Annotated in this window: 17 protein-coding genes; 12 read left to right on the top strand and 5 right to left on the bottom strand. The window is 31.7% G+C overall.

The features are described from left to right. Nucleotides 1–182: 182 nt before the first annotated feature. Nucleotides 183–1,727, top strand: coding sequence for an AAA-like domain-containing protein (locus tag VLB80_04655; protein ID HSC25476.1), 1,545 nt, complete (start codon nt 183–185; stop codon nt 1,725–1,727). Nucleotides 1,728–1,858: 131 nt separating this feature from the next. Beyond that, on the top strand, nt 1,859–2,551 hold the full coding sequence (locus tag VLB80_04650; protein ID HSC25475.1) for a hemerythrin domain-containing protein: 693 nt from the start codon (nt 1,859–1,861) through the stop codon (nt 2,549–2,551). A 48-nt stretch (nt 2,552–2,599) separates the two neighbouring features. On the opposite strand, the gene VLB80_04645 is transcribed toward VLB80_04650, so the two are convergent. Further along, nucleotides 2,600–3,178 carry a hypothetical protein gene (locus VLB80_04645; GenBank protein ID HSC25474.1) on the bottom strand — a complete coding sequence of 193 codons (579 nt, stop codon included), beginning with the start codon at nt 3,176–3,178 and terminating at the stop codon, nt 2,600–2,602. Between the two features lie 280 nt (nt 3,179–3,458). On the opposite strand from VLB80_04645, the gene VLB80_04640 reads away from it, so the two are divergent. From VLB80_04640 to VLB80_04595, 10 genes are all read left to right on the top strand, one after another. After that, a complete protein-coding gene (locus tag VLB80_04640; GenBank protein HSC25473.1) occupies nt 3,459–4,214 on the top strand; it encodes an ABC transporter ATP-binding protein in 756 nt (251 codons plus the stop codon). Then, nucleotides 4,214–5,005: a hypothetical protein gene (locus tag VLB80_04635; protein ID HSC25472.1), complete on the top strand. Its 792-nt coding sequence runs from the start codon at nt 4,214–4,216 to the stop codon at nt 5,003–5,005. The genes VLB80_04640 and VLB80_04635 overlap by 1 nt, the downstream gene beginning before the upstream one ends. A gap of 62 nt (nt 5,006–5,067) precedes the next feature. Continuing rightward, entirely contained in the window at nt 5,068–6,255 is a 1,188-nt protein-coding gene (locus VLB80_04630; GenBank protein ID HSC25471.1) for an MFS transporter, read from the top strand. A 152-nt stretch (nt 6,256–6,407) separates the two neighbouring features. Continuing rightward, the gene (locus VLB80_04625) at nt 6,408–7,601 is read left to right on the top strand and encodes an ATP-binding protein (GenBank protein HSC25470.1); all 1,194 of its coding nucleotides are present in this window, start codon (nt 6,408–6,410) and stop codon (nt 7,599–7,601) included. A 202-nt stretch (nt 7,602–7,803) separates the two neighbouring features. Then, on the top strand, nt 7,804–8,403 hold the full coding sequence (locus VLB80_04620; protein HSC25469.1) for a hypothetical protein: 600 nt from the start codon (nt 7,804–7,806) through the stop codon (nt 8,401–8,403). Nucleotides 8,404–8,669: 266 nt separating this feature from the next. Continuing rightward, on the top strand, nt 8,670–9,722 hold the full coding sequence (locus VLB80_04615; GenBank protein HSC25468.1) for a hypothetical protein: 1,053 nt from the start codon (nt 8,670–8,672) through the stop codon (nt 9,720–9,722). Next, nucleotides 9,715–10,389 (top strand): hypothetical protein, encoded by a 675-nt coding sequence (locus tag VLB80_04610; GenBank protein ID HSC25467.1) that lies wholly within the window; start codon nt 9,715–9,717, stop codon nt 10,387–10,389. The genes VLB80_04615 and VLB80_04610 overlap by 8 nt, the downstream gene beginning before the upstream one ends. 109 nt (nt 10,390–10,498) lie before the next feature. Then, complete coding sequence (locus tag VLB80_04605; protein ID HSC25466.1) at nt 10,499–12,235, top strand: hypothetical protein; 1,737 nt, start codon at nt 10,499–10,501, stop codon at nt 12,233–12,235. 139 nt (nt 12,236–12,374) lie between these two features. Continuing rightward, nucleotides 12,375–12,851: an inorganic diphosphatase gene (gene ppa, locus VLB80_04600; protein ID HSC25465.1), complete on the top strand. Its 477-nt coding sequence runs from the start codon at nt 12,375–12,377 to the stop codon at nt 12,849–12,851. Between the two features lie 181 nt (nt 12,852–13,032). Next, a complete protein-coding gene (locus VLB80_04595) occupies nt 13,033–14,637 on the top strand; it encodes a hypothetical protein (protein ID HSC25464.1) in 1,605 nt (534 codons plus the stop codon). Between the two features lie 202 nt (nt 14,638–14,839). On the opposite strand, the gene VLB80_04590 is transcribed toward VLB80_04595, so the two are convergent. The 4 genes from VLB80_04590 to VLB80_04575 all read right to left on the bottom strand — a co-directional run bounded on the left by VLB80_04590 (nt 14,840) and on the right by VLB80_04575 (nt 18,889). Continuing rightward, nucleotides 14,840–15,280, bottom strand: coding sequence for an NUDIX domain-containing protein (locus VLB80_04590; protein ID HSC25463.1), 441 nt, complete (start codon nt 15,278–15,280; stop codon nt 14,840–14,842). A 3-nt stretch (nt 15,281–15,283) separates the two neighbouring features. Then, complete coding sequence (locus tag VLB80_04585) at nt 15,284–16,039, bottom strand: class I SAM-dependent methyltransferase (protein ID HSC25462.1); 756 nt, start codon at nt 16,037–16,039, stop codon at nt 15,284–15,286. Nucleotides 16,040–16,054: 15 nt separating this feature from the next. Next, nucleotides 16,055–18,349 (bottom strand): UvrD-helicase domain-containing protein, encoded by a 2,295-nt coding sequence (locus VLB80_04580; GenBank protein ID HSC25461.1) that lies wholly within the window; start codon nt 18,347–18,349, stop codon nt 16,055–16,057. Nucleotides 18,350–18,424: 75 nt separating this feature from the next. Further along, nucleotides 18,425–18,889: a DUF6165 family protein gene (locus tag VLB80_04575; GenBank protein HSC25460.1), complete on the bottom strand. Its 465-nt coding sequence runs from the start codon at nt 18,887–18,889 to the stop codon at nt 18,425–18,427. Nucleotides 18,890–19,042 lie beyond the last annotated feature (153 nt).

Raw genomic sequence — 19,042 nt, 5'->3', positions numbered from 1 at the left:
CCTTTCCTAAGGTAAGTGTGATAACAATTGACCTATTGTAATAAAATGTGTAAATAAAAATATCATTATGGTGTAGGTACATGTACTATTTTTGTGGGTGTAGTAACTTAGTTATTATATAAAGTATGCATCACGCAGGATGTACAAATAAAGTGTAAGAATAAATAATAAGGAAAAGTATTATGCGATTTTTTAATACAGCCGGGCCCATTGATCCAAGAAAACATTATTATATTCCTCATCGATTAAATGAAGTTGAATTTAGACATCTTATTGAGCAAGAAAAATATTTTATTTTACATGCTCCACGTCAAAGCGGAAAAACAACCGCGATTCAAATGTTTGTTAACGAATTAAATGTTGAAGGCACATATAAAGTATTATATATCAACGTTGAACCTGCTCAGATTGCACGAGACAATGTGGAAAAGGGTATGAGGATAATTTTAGAGGAATTACGAGAGTGGGCAACTATTTTGCTGAAATCGGGAGATCCTCTTTTTGAATTTGTACAAGAAGAATTAAAAGATGTTTCCGGAAGTAGCTTAAAAAAAGTTCTTCAAGCTTGGTGTATTGCATCGGATAAGCCAATTTTAGTGTTCATTGATGAAATAGATTCATTAATTGGTGATACGCTTATTTCAGTATTGCGCCAATTACGTGCTGGGTATCCTAATCGTCCGATAGCGTTTCCTCAATCGGTTTGTTTATTGGGAGTTCGTGATGTGCGTGATTATCGTATTTGGTCAGAAGCTGAACACAATATGGTGTTGGGTGGTAGCGCGTTTAATATAAAAGCTGAAAGCCTTACCTTGCCTGATTTTTCTCTAAAGCAAACACGAATGTTGTATCTTCAACATTCGGATGAAACTGGCCAACAATTTACTGATGAAGCAATTGAACATGCATATTATTTAACGCAAGGTCAACCATGGCTTGTTAATGCACTTGCGTATCAAGCATGTTTTGAAGATGTCATCGATCGTACTATACCAATCACTAAAAATGTTATTGATCATGCAAAAGAAACACTCATTAAGCGATGTGATACGCACATTGATCAGCTTGTTCATAAATTGGAAGAACCACGTGTTCGTTATATTATTGATGCTATTATTGGTGCGCAGAGTGATTTAAAAATATTTCCTTTTGACGATGTTCAATATGTCAGAGATTTAGGGTTAATAAAGTTGCATAGTTTTGATATTGCTAATCCTATTTATCAAGAAATTATTCCACGAGCACTTACACAGACTACACAAGAACGTATTAGAGAATCAGCCTTATTTTATCAAAATCTTGATAGGTCATTAAATATGCAAAAATTATTAACGAAATTTACGGAATTTTACCGTGAAAATTCAGCAACATGGCTTGCAGATTTTCAGTACAAAGAGTCAGGACCACATTTGTTGCTCATGGCGTTTTTGCAGCGTGTAATTAATGATGGAGGTACCCTTCATCGTGAATATGCCCTGGATCGCAAACGAGTTGATTTACTTTTGCATTGGCATGATCAAAAAATTGTTATTGAATTAAAGGTAAAACGCAGCAGCAAGACATTAACTGAAGGGTTGCAGCAAACGGCTGAATATATGGATATTTCCAATGCAACTGAAGGGCATTTAGTTGTTTTTGATGGTAATCTAGAAAAAACATGGGATGAAAAAATATACCATCGAATAGAACATGTGGGATCTAAAACAATTTATGTTTGGGGTTTGTAGCGATTATTTTCTTTATGACAATAGTTTATTGTCTTAACTATAAATAATAAAAATTCTAATCATTGCTTAAGTTCATTCACCTACTATATAGTTAAATAACATGATTTTTATATTGTATAAGGAAAAAAGTAATGAGGAATTTTTTACAAAAAAAATATTTTTCAATACTTTTTTTTATTGGAACAATTAATCAACCCTATTTGTGTGCTGATAAAAAGAGTTTGCCTATGAACATACAAGAAGAATCTGAGATTCCGTTAACTGAAGATTTAATGCGAGAACATGGTCTTTTAAATCGTATTCTCTTAATTTATGAAGAAATTGTTAAGAGAATTGACAATAATACTAATTTTTCAATTATCGTTCTTAATAATGCTGTAGAGATTATTAGATCGTTTATTGAAAATTATCATGAAAAACTTGAAGAAGATTACATATTTCCACTTTTTGAAAAGCATAAAAAAGAAATAAAACTTGTAAAAACTTTAAAAGCTCAACATAATAAGGGTCGTGAAATTACCGCTCAATTACAAAAACTATCCATAGAGAATAAACCTTTGGATCAAAAAACGAGAAAGCTCATAAAAAATTTATTACAAAAATTTATTAGAATGTATCGACCTCATGAAGCACGAGAAGATACAGTTCTGTTTCCCCAAGTACGCTCGCTAATGACTGAATCAGAATTTAAAAATATGAGTAAAATATTTGAAGATCGCGAACATGAACTTTTTGGAGAAGATGGTTTTGAACTAATGATAAAAAAAGTAGAAGATATTGAAAAAGATCTTGATATCTATCGATTAGAGCAATTTACTCCATAATTTTTTATATTTTCCTTATAAGGATTTTTTTGTAATATATCCATATTTTTAAAAAAGTGATTCTTCTGCTGAAAATATCAGTAGCGCGATAAATTGTGTTAGTTCGGTTGGTAACCTTAATATACAATTGTTTTGATCTTGGTTTGCATAATGAAAAAGTGCCATCTTATTCCACGGAGTTTTTTCCCATTTTTTAATAAACGCAATGTCTTTATCCGAGCATGTTGGAGTATAGCCAAGTATCAATAATTTTTGCATAAATTCTTTTTGTTCAGAAAAGGGTATTTTATGTGGAGTAAGGGCTGCAATGCCTAAAACAGAATATTTTTTGTTATTTAGAGGGAGACTAAAGTTATGTGAATTGGCAAGAGAAGTGAGTTGATCATAACTTTGATCGTACGCATAGAGAATGATGTAATGTTTTTGGGTAAGTGAATTATGATAATGAGATGATAAAAGTCTACAGTGAGTGTTTGATAAGAAAGTTTTAAGATATTCACAATCTTGTTTTAATTTTTGAATAGAGAGATGCGAGGATTGGTACGGTGTAATAGATTTTTGTGATTCCATGCTATGTAATGATACAATAGAGTATATAAGTAAAAAAAAGCAGTTTAATTGTTTCATGAATATTCCTTTGTGCTCTAACATAATATATGTTTGGAGTCTTTAGTTTTTATTATTTTTGTTTCTTGACGTCGGTGTGTGGTTTGATATTATTATAAATAATGTCATAATAATTTCGGGCCACGAGATTTTTATCATGTCAATCATAACATGCCGGATTCAATAACTTTTTCATAAGATTGTAATAATCTATGTGATGGGTGTTTCTATTAAAAATATTTTTATTTTGCCTAGCTACATTGTGCTATAGGTCATATATATAAATTCATAAGGAATTTAGATGAATAATGTTTTATTAAAAATCAAAAATATAAAAAAGACATATGCCACAAAAGAAGCTCTTAAAGGTATTTCTCTTGATATTTATAAGGGTGAAATTTTAGGTCTTCTTGGCGTTAATGGTGCGGGTAAAACTACGTTATCGTCTATCGTTGCAACATTACATCCACCAACAGAGGGTGACATTGAGTATAATGGTGTATCAATCTATTCCGATGTTACCACATATCGGTATACAATTGGTTTTTGTCCTCAACGGCCAAATTTAAATCCAGCGTTGACGTTGGAACAAAACTTGCGATTGTCGGCAAGTTATTATCAAATGACACCGGAACAGATCGATACGCGTCTTGCATTGTTAGTGGATCGATTTGGTTTGCGGGAATATATGAATCAAAAAGCTACAGTGTTATCGGGGGGTTATAAGCAACGTTTTATGATTGCACGCGCATTGATGCATAATCCGCAACTAGTAATTTTAGATGAACCAACGGTTGGTCTTGATCCGCATATTAGAAGACAATTATGGCAACAGATTAAGGATTTAAAAAAAATAGGTGTTACGGTAATTTTAACAACACATTATCTTGATGAAGCAGAGCAATTATCAGATCGAGTTTGTGTACTTGATGCTGGACTTATTAAATTAATAGATACGCCGGATAATTTAAAAGCTGATTTTAAAATGAATAATCTTGAGGATGTATTTATAGCGATTATGTCCGACGATGCATCTAAGACAGATAAGGAAAAATAATGAATAACGGTTTATTTCGTTTTGCCGATATTTTTTACAAATTAGTTGCAACTAATTTTTATATTGCACGTCAGCAGCTTTTTAATCAATTTATTAATCTGTGTATTTGGGGTTTTTGCCAATTAGTTGTTATGGGGTATCTCATGCAATCATTTGGATTGGCGAGCAGTTTTGGTGCCTTTCAACTCGCAACAGTCATTGGAACGGTAGGTCTTTTTGAGGTATATGGTAATACGGTGAAAAGTATTATGGATTTTGAAGGTGATCGTTCAATTGGTTATTATTTAACATTGCCTGCAAGTTCAACCGTAGTTTTGTTGAGTATGGTTTGTTCGTATGCGTTGGTAGGTATTTTATTAAGTTGTGCAATGTTTTTATTTAATGCATTAATTTTCTCTACAAGCTTTAATATTGCTAATATATCATGTATTAAGTTTGCTGTTATTATTGTGTTAGCAAATATTTTTTATGGTGTATTTACTATAGCGGTTACTGCGCATGTTGGTAGTATGGCAAAAATACGAAACGCTTGGTCACGTTTTATTTTTCCATTATGGTTTATGGGTGGTTTTCAATTTTCATGGGCGTCAATGTATAAACTTTCAGCGCCCTTAGCATATGCACTTTTATGTAATCCTATTATTTTTATTATGGAAGGAGTGCGTGCGGCGTTATTGGGAGCAGAAGGCTGTTTGCCATGGGAAGTTTGTTGCATAGCATTGTGTAGTTTTACTATAGTTCTTTGGTTTTATGCGCATTATAAAATGAAAAAATTACTTGATTTTGTATAAGATTATTATGTACATACCTGATAGAAGGTATAAACACGTTTATTATTAATGTTTGGAAATATATGAAAAGTTGGTTGAATAAAAATATTATTGGTTTTTGTTCGGCCAGCTTTTTTGGTGATTGGTGCCATGAGATGGGTACTGCAATTTTGCCTATGTTTATTACACAGTTAGTAAGTGGAACCTATGCACCATTTGCATTGGGATTTATTCAGGGCTTTGCTGATGCAGGAGCAACGATTACTAAATTATTATCGGGTTACCTTGCAGACAGAGTTCCTTTTTATAAACCATTTTTGATTGCTGGATATGGTATTTCGGGTGTTTGTCTTGCATTGATTGGTACGGTACAATCGATTATATTTATTTTTGTTTATAAAACAATTGCATGGCTTGCAAAGGGGATTAGGGAACCAATGCGTGACACGTGGATTGCTAAGATTGTTCCGAGGAATTTGTATGGGCGAGTTTTTGGACTACAACGGTCTTTGGATACGTTAGGAGCACTTGTTGGTCCATTAACGACATTTTTTTTATTAAAAATTAATTTTTCATTGACATCTGTTTTTCTTTTTTCAGCTATTCCAGCTATTTTTTCTGTTCTTTCTATAATGTTTCTAACTCATGAAGAAAAACGAGAAACAATGGTAATGCACGATGTGCATTTTATTGAACAGGTAAAAGTATTGCCTTCTGATTTTATCTCTTTTGCATGGATAATGTTTTTATTCGGTGTTGGTAATTTTAATCAAACTTTACTTATATATCGCGTTCAGGAAATTTTTGGACAAGAACATTCTTTTTTAATAGCGACCACGCATGGGGTTTTATTATATGCGTTTTTTAATGTTATACGAGCATTCAGTGAATTTGGTATGGGAACTTTAAGTGATTATGTGAATAGAAAAATGTTATTGGCAGTTTTTGGTTTTGGTGCCTTTGGCATAACAACTCTTGGCTTTATGGTACACGTAACACCTATATGGTTTTGGTTGCTCTGTTTTGGATGTGCTGGGTTAAGCGCAGGTACGGTTAAGGCATTAGAAAAAGCTCATGCATCGTATATTTTGCCCGAGCAAACTCGTGGGGTAGGATTAGGATTGTTGCAATCTATCGATGGAGTAGGTGATTTGCTTTCAAGTTTAATAGTGGGAGCATTGTGGAGTTTTATTTCACCTCTTGCTGGTCTTATATATGCTGCAATAATAAGTTTTATAGCAATGGTATTATTGATTTTTCAAAGAGATTAATTTGTTCAGAAGCCGATTTTTTCATGCTAAAATTACATTCAATTGTCAGTTTAGCATGAAAATTTTTATTAAATCCTATTTTTGGCATAATTTTTATGTTAAACTTATACTTGATTATACATTTAACATAAAAATTTTTAGGAGATGTGAAAATGTTTAGACGGGATTTAGAGAAAATATTGTCGCGTTTTGCAAAATTTCCTGTGGTCGCTATTTTAGGGCCTCGCCAATCGGGAAAAACAACATTGGCTAGATCTTTTTTTAAAAATCACCGTTTTCTTAATCTTGAAAGTCCACATATACGAGAATTGGCAATTAAAGATCCGGTATTGTTTTTACGTGAAAATGAAAATGAATATGGTATTATTTTAGATGAATTTCAATATGCGCCAGAAATTCTTTCTTATATACAGGTTGAATCTGATGAGAAAAAAAGACCAGGATATTTTGTTCTTACTGGATCGCAAAATTTTTTAATGAATCAAGCAGTGTCTCAATCTCTAGCGGGCCGTGTTGGTATTGTTACACTATTGCCTCTTTCAATTAAAGAATTAAAAGATAATAATGCATTGCCAGACAATGTTAACGAAGTAATATTTAATGGCGGATATCCACGCCTTTATGCAGAAAATTTTTCTCCACTTGAATTATATCCACCGTACATACATTCATATCTTGAACGCGATGTTCGGCAACTGATTAAAGTAGAAAATTTGAGAACATATCAAAAATTTATGCAGCTATGTGCTGGAAGAGTTGGCCAGCTTCTGAATGTTGCAGATATTGCTACTAACTGTGGAATTCACCGTAAAACGGTAGAGAGTTGGATTTCAATTTTGGAAGCAAGTTATGTTGTTTTTACACTAAAACCTTACTGGGAAAATTTTAAAAAACGCGCAACAAAAATGCCAAAATTATATTTTTATGATACAGGCCTTGCATGTTCTTTATTAGATATTAGTTCACCAGCTCAGCTTGGTGTTAGTCCTTTTCGAGGTCCTCTTTTTGAATCTTTTATTATATCTGATTTGCATAAACAATATTTTAATATAGGGCGTCGCCCCCCATTGTATTTTTGGAGAGATAATAATGGGTATATTGAAGTTGACTGTTTAGCAAATATTGGTAATACGCTAATTCCGATTGAAACCAAATCTGGTCATACAGCAACGAATGATTTTTTTACCGGTCTTACTAAATGGAATAAATTGGCTACAACAGATCCAACAGCAGGATACATTGTATATGGCGGTGATTATACACAAAGTACTAGTATGGGTAGATTGCTTAGTTGGAAAGAAGCTAGCAACTTAATAGAAGAGCTGGAAGGTAAAAATAGTTTTTGATTACCATGTCTTTAGCGTAGGTTAAATAAAAGATTATATAAGAAATAATTGTTTTTTATGCAATTATACCTTTGCAATACTTTTTTTGCAGACAAAAAAAATCAACGTAGCAACTGTATTTTTCTTCTTGTCAGCCGTGCCCTTATGTGTTACTATTAGGATATATTGATAATATTTGTTTCTTTTAATGACAGGATATAAAATGAAGAAAATAACATATTTAGCAATTATAATGACCCTGACAAATGCAACAACGGGCTACTGCGCGGAATCGTCTAGTGTAATAGCAAAATTATCAGATTGGTATAAAAATTGGCGCCTAGAAATGGATTATAAAAAAACTATTCTTAAGCCCCTAACAAAAATAATCCGCGAATCAGCCAAGAATAAAGAAAAAGAACTTGATGCTAAAATATGTCACTGTAATGAGCAACTATCTATTTTGAATGATTTTAATATTGACGAATATGATGGGCTATTAGACGAAAGGCAAGTAGAAAATGCTAAAACTTATCTCTTTTATGACAAAAAAGATTTAGAACGAGAAAAAGAAGCTTTTCATAATCTCGCTACTAATCCTCATGCCTACCTTCAATATAGAGATGCCTATTATATGGAAGCGAGAAAAATGCATGAAATATTACATGAAGAAAACAAAGGAATAGAACATTTCCTTTATGAGCAATTTCGTGCAAAACGTCCTGAAGCTAAAGGCATACCTATACGTACGATATTAATGGACAAAATTAGACGAAACAATGAGTTAACATCTGCAGAAGAATTTTATGGGTTTGCAAATTAATAAGCGTTACTTTTTAAAGTTCTAAATGCACTACCTTGCTAGTTAAATTTTGCATGAATAGGCTATTTATTTACGGGTTCCTCGGATATCAATTGAATTGAACTATTATTAATTTTTTGATACGTTTTATTTAGAAATTATGTAATTTATTGAGTAATTATAAAATTTTTTTTGAATAAAGAGAACATATAGAAGAAAATAAGAGGAAGCGGAACTTGTATTTTATAAATTTAATTTTTCTGTCTATCAGTATATCGCTTTTTGGAATGGAAACTAAGCACACAAATTCTGATTATAAAATAATAAAATATAATATACTACGTCCTCAATGTTTTCGTAGTGATAAGCGCTTTCCAGGAAATTATCCTGTGGACACTGAAAGTCATGGACAATACTTTGTTAGCAATAGTTCTGTTACTGGTGGTACAAAAATTATTGTTTGTTTTTTTGGATACTTTAAAGAGCCTGCTCATGCCTACGATCCATTACTTCTTGCGCAAAATCCTTTATCAATGCTGGATATTGAAACGGGCATTAATACGCCATTTAAACAGATCCCAGAATTAGAAGAACGCTGTGTTGAGGCTAGTACTGTGAGGTTAAATAATAACAGTCGGCCACTGCATATGCTTGATGCAGATACCGGTGTAATTGGGTATAATAAAAAGATTTTTATTGTTCAAAATAGCTTTGAGTTTAAGACACTTAAGGGAAATATAATTGAACCTCTTGCAAAAATAGTACAGACACTTTCTTCAAAAATTCTTGATGATGATAGTATTCATACCGTTGATAGTTCACGATCTCATCTTGTAGTTGTTTCATTACAAGGCCATATTATAACATGGCCAAAAAATGGTATAATTATTGATGAAAGTAAATTAAAAACAATGCAGTGTGGAGAAAAATTTTTTTCATGCGTGCTGAATCATAAAGAAAATTTGTTATGTCTCGGCTTAGAGAATGGTAAATTATTTATAGTTGATTTAGCTGATCTTACAAGAAATAAAATTGTATCTTTATTTCCTGATTCACGTATTAAAATTAATTTGCTAAGTTCTTATAATGATCTTTTGCTAGCAGTTGCTGTAAGTTATTGTGCCAACAAGACAGAGTATTGTTGTAAAAAAGATACTGCTATTATTTCTCCAACATGTGAAGAATGTAAAAAAAGAAATTATAATGATGTTTATGGTAAACAGCAGACTATTGATTTGATGCACTTAGACCAACTACAGGAAGATTTAGAGAAACAATTAACTGTTCTTAACAATAAAGAATGTATACATGTAACATCTATTAAAAAAAAATATGATTGATGCATGTGATTATCATAAAAATATGGAAAATCCTTTTGATATAGAGCATTCACTTTTTTCTGCTCAAGTACTCAAAGAAACACTTGATAAAAATGAACAAATGTATCCTACATTGCAGCCATTTTTAAATAAAGAATTATTGAATTATTTGCACGCGCAAGAAGTTCAGTATAAAAATTATGGTTTGCAATATGCTATTTCAATAAATTCTGAGATATTAAAAATTGAATTCATTTCTCCTGATAATGTAGTAATATACCTACGAGATTTATATGAAAAAACCAGTGGTGACGGTAAGAAAAAGTATCAAAATCATCAAATCTATAAAGGAAATATAAATGAACTTTCTGCGTGGGCATTGATTCTAAGTAGAGAGGGGGATATCGCAATGCATATTATTCGTACAACTTCTGATAACTTTGTTGTTCTAATAGAATATGGGAAAAAATATATACATTCTTTAATGCATCGTATCATAAAATATACAAGACATGTTGATTATAGCTGGATGAAAAATAAATATAATAAGGTATTGCGATATTTTTCACTATATTGTGCACCAGGTGTAACTTATTTTAATTTAATTATATCATGCAAATTACTTTTTTTCTTGTTTGTTGTACAAACAAGTATTATTTATGGACTTTTCGCATACCAATTGAATTGAACTATTATTAATTTTTGATACAATTTCTTTACAGATTATATAATTTTATTAATTAAATATTTTTGATCGCAAGAGAGCATATGACCAAAATAGAAGAAAATGCCATGGTATGAATCACCTATATTTTATTTGTATGTTTGTATGCATATCTCTTACTGGTATGGAAATTACAAAGCGTGATTATACAGCGACGAGATATGAGGTATTAAATCCTCATTATTTAAATCTTACTATAAATGGATGTTGTAATTTTATACATAAAGGTAAGAATTATGGTATGTATGTTAGTAATAATCATAATGGTATACATGTTCTTATGGGTTGTTCTGGATATATTAAAAAAGAGGGGCTTTCCGAAAATGCTTTTTCAATACTTGATATACAAACTGGTATTAATACACCTCTAAAGCTGATGCCAGAATTACAGGAAATCTATAAAAAGGATGCGTCAAAGAATAGTAGCTTTTCATTACATATGCTTGATGCAGATACCGGTGTAATTGATCACGATAAAAAGATTTATATTTTTCAAAAGGCATGGGATTATTTGTATCTTTTTAATATTTTTGAACGAGGTATGCGTGAATGTGCAACAAAAACAATACAGACGCTTTCTCTAAAGATATTAAAGCAAGAGGATACTATTTATACCATTGATAGTTCACCATATCATCTTGTAGTTGTTTCATCGCAAGGGTATGTAATAACGTGGCCTAAAAATGGTATTTTTGTTAAAGAAAACGAACTAAAAACAGTACAGTGCAATGAAAAGTTTTTTTCATATGTACTTAATTATACAGAAAATTTGTTATGTCTTGGCTTACAGAATGGTAAGTTGTTTATAGTTGATCTAGCTAATCTTGCACAAAATAAAATTGTATCTTTATTTCCTGATTCACGTATTAACATTAATGTGCTGAGTTCTTATAACGATCTTTTGCTAGCAGCTGATGTAAGTTATTGTGCCAAGAAAACAGAGTATTGTTGTAAGAAAGATATTGAAATTATTTCTCCAGTCTGTGAACAATGTAAAACAATAAATTATGAGAATATTTATAAAAAACAACAGACTATTGATTTGATGCAATTAGATCAACTACAGGAAGATTTAAAAAAACAATTAACTGATCTTAACAATAGAGAATGTGAACATATAACATCTATTAAAAAAAATATGATTGATGTATGTGATTATCATAAACATATTGAAAATCCTTTTGATATAGGTCATTCACTTTTTTCTATTAAAGAAATTAAAAAAAATCTTAATGAAGATAGGAAAGTATCCTGCATAGGACAACCATTTTTAAATAAAGAATTACTTATGCCATCGTATTATTCAGCGTTGAAGTATTCATGTGATAGTACTAGTCAATTTATTAATTCTAAGGTATCACAAATAGAGCTTATTTCTGAGAATGAAATAGTTTTACATATATGTAGTGAAGTTAAGAATACAATAAATCATTATATATATAGAGGTGAAATATATAATCCACAAAACTATACATTAGTTGAAGATATACAAAATTGTAATGTAGCGCATATAGTTCCTACAGTTCCTCAGGGTTTTATTGTTTTAAAAAACACACAGGATAGTTATGTGCTGATGGATTTTATTACAAAGTATATAAAAAATAATCATTATAGTTGGTTTAAACATCAATATAATAATGGATTAAGGTGGTTTTCAGAGAATCGAAGGAGATTTATTTTATTGAGCTTATGTTTGATACCTCTTTTTACTTGTTATCGCGGAGCAAATGATATGGTATGTATGGTATCTCTATGCCCATTATTATTCCTCCTATATAAACATAGTGGTCCAATATCATCAGCGACATAAAAATTAAAAAATAATTTTTGATTATTCAAAGGTATCAATTGTTTACTTAATGGAATTACTATTAATTTTTTGCTATAATTTTCTTAGTTATTATACAATTCATTTTTTTATTAGATTTACGATTTATGAGGTTGAGCGTATGCACGATATTAATGTTTTAATAGAAATTCCTAAAAGTTCCATGGTCAAATATGAGGTAGATAAAGAAACCGGTATGCTTGTTGTTGACCGTTTTATGTATACGGCTATGGGTTATCCGTTTAATTATGGCTATTTACCAGACACACAATCAAAAGATGGTGATCCTGTTGATGTGCTCGTTATTTCGACGTATCCGGTGCAAGCAGGCTCTGTTTTACCATCACGTGTTATTGGAATGTTGGAAATGGAAGATGAAGCGGGTATTGATAATAAAATTATTGCAGTAGCTACTGAAAAAGTAGATCCTTTTTATGCAAATGTTCAAAATCTCGATGATCTTACGCATGCTACCAAAAATTTAATTAAGCACTTCTTTGAGCAATATAAAAATATCGAACCCGGTAAATGGGTTAAGGTTAAAAATTTCTTAGATAAACAACATGCATGGCAGGAAATAGAAGAAAGTAAACTTTGAGTCGTATATGTTTCATTTTTGGGTCCATGTGTATGTCTCTTTTTGTTTCTGCAATGGAAATTAAAAGGACACCTGTTAATTATACAACAACAAAATATGAAATATTAAATCCTCAATTTTTTAAAAGCAATAAAAAATTAAAGGATGTCAAGTAGGCACCAGGAGCGATGGAAAATATTTTGTGAGTAACAGTTCACCTGATGGTACAAAAATATTTTTTTATTTTTCTGGATATTTTGAAGAAAAGAATATAAATGGATTAATCCTTGCTCAAAATCCTCTATCGATACTTAATATTGAAACTGGTATTAATACCCCGTTAAAACAAATATCAGAATTGCAAGAAGGCGATGTGGGAAAAAAACTTCCCTTTTCAGCGTTTAATGAAAATAGTCAGCCATTACATATGCTTGATGTAGATATAGGTGTTGTTGGTCATGATAAAAAGATCCATATTATTAAACAATCATGGGATTATAGTAATTTAATAAATATTTTTAAGTTAGGCATGCATGAATATGCAGCAAAAATAGTACAAACACTTTCCCCAATACTATCTGTCCATGATAGTATTCATACCATTGATAGTTCGTTATCTCATCTTGTAGTTGTTTCATCAGAAGGCAATATAACAACATGGCCAAGAAATGGTATTTCTATTAAAGAAAATGAATTTAAAACAGTACAGTGTACAGAAAAATTTTTTTCATTTGTTTTTAATCATAAAGAAAATTTATTATGCTTTGGATTAAACAATGGTCAGATATTTATTGCCAATATGGTTGATCTTGCACAAAATAAAATTATATCTTTGTTCCCAAATTCAAGTGCGAACATTAATTGGCTTAGTTCATACAATGATCTGTTACTAGCATGCGCTTTGGATTATTGTAAAACGAAGACACAACATTGTTGTAAAAAGGATACTGCTCCTATTTCTCCAAGATGTGCAGAATGTAAAGCAGCAAATTATGATATGGTTTATAATACGCAGAAGAATATTAATTTAACGACAGTAGATCAAGTTAGATATGACTTACAACAACAATTAGATGATCTTAATAATCAAGAATGCAACCATGTAACAATGATAAAAAATAATATGCCTGATATATGCGATTATCATAGACACAGTGTAGATCCTTTTGAAGTAGAACATTCACTTTTTTCTGCTCAGCAACTTAAAAAAATGCTTCTTAATCAAAATAAGCAAGCACCTCTTGTATTACGGTCATTTTTAAAAAAAAAATTCCTTTTGCCTGGCGTGTCTCAAGATTTAGGTTCATTAATAAATTCTGAGATATTACAAATTAAACCTATTTCTGAGAATCAAATAGTAATACATATAGTCAATACGTATGAACAAATTAATTGTGAAAAAAAGAACAGACGACATCAAATATATGTAGGTGAGATAAATCAATCAGATTCCTATAAATTACTTTCTGATTCATCAACGTGCAATGCAATGCATATAATTCCTACGGCTCAAAATAATTGTGTTATTCTAATAGAAACAAGTGACGGAAATATACATGCAGTAATGGAACATATTATAAAATATACAAAAAATAGTATGTATGACTGGTTAAAAAATATATACATTAATACGTTGAGAGTTTTCTCGCATCGAATGCTACCTTTTTTGCTTATTGAGTTCAGTTCAATATTAATAATGATGTCGTCCTTTTTTTATATAGATATAGCAAAGGATTGTGGGATACTACGTGCACTATCATTGTATCCACTGTTTCATCTAATAGATTTTTTAACAAAAAATTTATAACGTGAAATACAAGAAAACACTAATCTTACTAATTATATCTGCGTTTTCTTGTTGCGCTCAACAAAAGACTCATTGATACGCTTTACTGAGCATTGTGTAGTTGATAAAACAGAAGCATGCATTATCGCAGAAATATATTTAAATGAAGAAAAAATTGATATAAAAATTTTGAGTTGAGCTTTGTGTATCAGTTATTTTAGTTTCAACCATTTTCTGAATATTTTTTGTCAGTTGTCATTTGTTGTATGACTAAAATAGCATGTTCAGTGACATTGTTGGGTAATTGATTACTATCAAACCATTTCATATCACTATGTCGGTGAGGCTCATTATTAATTGGTGTGCCATGCCATGAATGTGCTATAAAATAAATGCCGATAATATCTTGTGTATTTTTGTTGTTTGCGCGTACATGAATAACATGTGCTAGTGTAAAATCAGCCGGATCTACAATGACATTAACCTCTTCATGTATTTCTCGCGCAGCTGCAGATGTTAGTGTTTCATTTTCTTCCAGCAATCCACCAGGAAAATTCCAGTAACCTGACATCCAATCTGTATTATGGCGTTGTACCAATAAAACTTTGTGGTTTTGGCTGAGAATGATGCCAACATAGGCAGGAAGTTTAAATATATTTTTCATAATTTACTTTATACATTCATAAACAATAGTATAATCTTGTGCGGACGGTGATGATGTCAGATTATAGGCTTCTATTTTTTTTATATGCGAAAAACCAACTTCTTTAAGTAATACATCCATTTCCGTTGGATAATAAAGTTTGATCTGAAAATATTCCATTTCCGTTTGCATGATATTAGTTTTATCCATGAGTTCATAGCGACAAATAACGGTTGCAACCGAGTTTTCTATCGGTAGTGGTAAGTTGCTTGCAATAAGCGTTGTTCCATCCGGTTTTTTATATGCCTTTCCTTGCCATACACCAGTGAGAGCTGGTACGGCATATATAGTTTCAATATCAAAAACAAAGGTCCCGTTGTTTTCGAGAAGATTATATATCTTTTGTAGACACATTTTTATATGCGCAGGATTTAAAAATAGACAGAAGGAACTATCAGGAATAAAAATAAGATTATATTGTTTTGTAACAGGAACTCCTTCTAAAAATTGTTCCCATACATGAGGTGTGATATTTTTTTGTGCACATTTGGTATGTAGTGCTTTAAGCATAAATGGTGAAGCATCAAAACCTTCTACGGTAAACCCTTCTTCCACGAGTGGGATAAGATAACGCCCAGTTCCACACATTGGTTCTAAAATGGGACCTTGTGATCGCGCAACATAGTAGCGGTAAAAAGCATATTCTTCAGCAGGTGCTGCGGGTTTATCAAGATCAAAAAATTCAGTACACAAATTTAGATATAATGATGGTTTATTCATGTTAATGTTTTTCTTTTATAATCGCTGTACAAACTGAGCAACTATTTTTTTTGGTCCTGTTTTGAATTTGATAATTAAATGGGTCTCACCCGTTGATTTTTCTTCAATATCTTGAATTGTTCCGATACCATATTTTTGATGTTTGACTGGTTGATTTTTTTTCCACGTTGATGGAGTCAATGATTTTCCTGCTTTTAAGGAATCGTTCTCTAAAGCACTAGCGAATGATGCTGTATCTTCTGACATCTTAGGAAATGGTTTTCTCTCTAAAGTTTTGGAGAAGAAGGGAATATAAACTTCTGATTTTTTTTTTATTTTTGATCCTAACCAATCAGCACAAAATTGATGTATTTGCGGTAATCCCCAGTAAGAACAGTCTTCGTGTGGAAGTAGCTGCGCTGGTATTTCATGTAAAAAACGTGAAGGTAGTTGATCAGTCATTTTACCGTATGAATAACGATTTTTTGTATAGCAAATAAGTAGATGTTCCTTAGCTCGAGTTATACCAACATAAAAAAGTCGTCGTTCTTCTTCGAGTGCATCATTAAAGTTTAAGGACCGTGTTGTTGGTATTATTCCTTCTTCTACCCCTGGTAAAATTACCAGGTCAAATTCTAATCCTTTTGCTGCGTGAAGGCTCATGAGAGAAACTGCATGAGTATCTCTATTTTGTTTATTCATTTTATCTTGCATAAGCGCAACTTCATCAAGAAATGCAGTGATAGTGGTGGTACCATTTGACTCAAAATGATCTACAGCATCTAAAAGTTCTTTGATGTTATCGAGTCGAGCTTGTGCTTCTTGTGGTTCGTCATTGTTTTTGATGTAGCTGAGATAACCGGCGCGTATAATAATTTGATCAAGTGCTTTGCTTGTCAAATTCATTGGTTCAAGGCCTTGTAAAATAGCGGCAAATGATTGTAAAGCATCTGTTTTTGTTTTACCTAAATTATTGTTTGAGGTTAACTGTTGAATTATATCTTGCCAGGTTGCAAATGGCTCATTATTCCAGTGTGTATAAAATAGTTCTTCAAATTTATCACCAAATCCACGCGCAGGAACATTAATGATTCGAAAAAAAGACGTACGATCAAACGGATTAGCGATAATTTTAAGATATGCGAGCAGATCTTTTATTTCTTTACGCTCATAAAACTGGATTCCACCGATAATGCGATAAGGGATTGAATCTTTCAGAAGTGCTTCTTCAAGAGCTCGCGACTGCGTGTGTGTTCGATACAATATACCAACATTATTAAGGCCATATTTTTCTTTTGCTACCAACAATAATTGTGAAATTGCTCGCGCTTCTTGGTATTCAGTGAGACATGTAAGTTTGTAAACTCTATTAGTGCCTTGTTTTTCCGACCATAATTTTTTTGGAGTTCTGCTGCTATTGTTTTCTATGCTGTTGTTAGCAATTGTTAATATTTGTTGTACTGAACGATAATTTTGCTCAATGGTAATAATATGAGTATCCGGAAACACTGATTTAAAATTAGCCATGTTAGTGACTGTTGCACCGCGCCATGAATAAATAGATTGATCTTCATCGCCCACAGCGCATACAGAATCTATTGCAAGTACGTTGTCACTTAGCCCCATTTCTTTGAGTAATTCATGTTGTACTAGGTTGGTGTCTTGGTATTCATCAACTAACACATGTCGAATTTTTTCTTGAAATCTGTTTTTTATTACATTGTTTTTTTTTAACAACCGCAATGTTTCAAGCAGTAGATCATCAAAGTCTAATGCTTTAGAAGCTTTTTTTTCCGTTTCATATGCGTTAAAAATATCAACTAATGTTTGATGTTGTAGGTATTCTGTTGCCGGTTGATCGGGATTATTGGTATGATTTTTTAGTTGAGATATTTGATATGCAACATTCTTCGGGGTAAATTGTTTTTGTAGTCCATTACGTTGTAAAATGCCACCAATCATTTTATGCTGGTCGTCAGTGTCTATTATGGAAAAAAAGGGATTAGATAAGTATTCCTGATGTTTTTTTAAAAATTGTACACAGTATGAGTGAAATGTACCAATAAAAGGTAGATTGACTTGATTGCCTAAAAATGAAGTAATGCGCTCCTTCATTTCAGTCGCAGCTTTATTAGTGAATGTAAGCGCGACAATTGATGAAGCATGTATGTTCTTATTAAGAATAAGATGGGTAATGCGGGCGGTGATTACTCGTGTTTTTCCCGAACCGGCGCCAGCTATAACAAGAACTGCACCATGTTCATGATGAACCGCTTTTTTTTGAGATTCATTGAGGTTGTTGTGGAGAAAATTATTGAAGGAATCGCGCATTATTTTTATCCTGTTGGCACTTATATAAAGTAATGAATATTATAATAGTTTATAATGCGCGACGATTTATTCAAGTTAAACAAATTCCTCATATGACTTTTCTTCGGTGATGCGAGAACCAAGGAGTGAGTCGATTTCTCTTTTTATCTGGTAACGTTGATCGTTGGTTATGTAAACGTTGCGCGCAAGCTCAATGAATTCATCGTCATAAAATTCTTTATTACGTTCTTTGATGCGAATTGCATCTTCAATATCCCATAATACTTCATTAGTTCTTTTTAATTTTTTTTGTAAAACTAGGACATCAGATCGGTTGCCAATATATTTTGCGTAGGTTTTTTGTAATGTTTCAAGTTCAATTAATACATTTCTTAATTTTTCTGGATTGGTCATACGTTCTGATTTAATGGTTAAAATGGTAATTTTATCAATAAACTCTCCATAAGAAATCTCAGTGGTAATGAGGTTGCCATATGATTGAGATGTTAGTAAAAGTGTGCTTGCAATAGATGCGTAATAAATATTCTTAATCTGCTTCATTATTCTCCTTTAATTAATCATTCAACTTTTTTTTTATTATGTTAGTCGTACAAAAATTTAGAGACAAAGTAAAGATGCAAGAAAATAGTTGCATTTGTTTCAATTAGAACTATTTGTCTGATGGGCGGCATTTTTATTTTTAACACTTGATTT

Source organism: Candidatus Babeliales bacterium (genome assembly GCA_035455925.1).
Lineage (GTDB): Bacteria > Babelota > Babeliae > Babelales > Vermiphilaceae > SOIL31.
The sequence above is the reverse complement of the archived record's forward strand: the minus strand, read 5'-3'. Positions and strand labels throughout refer to the sequence as shown.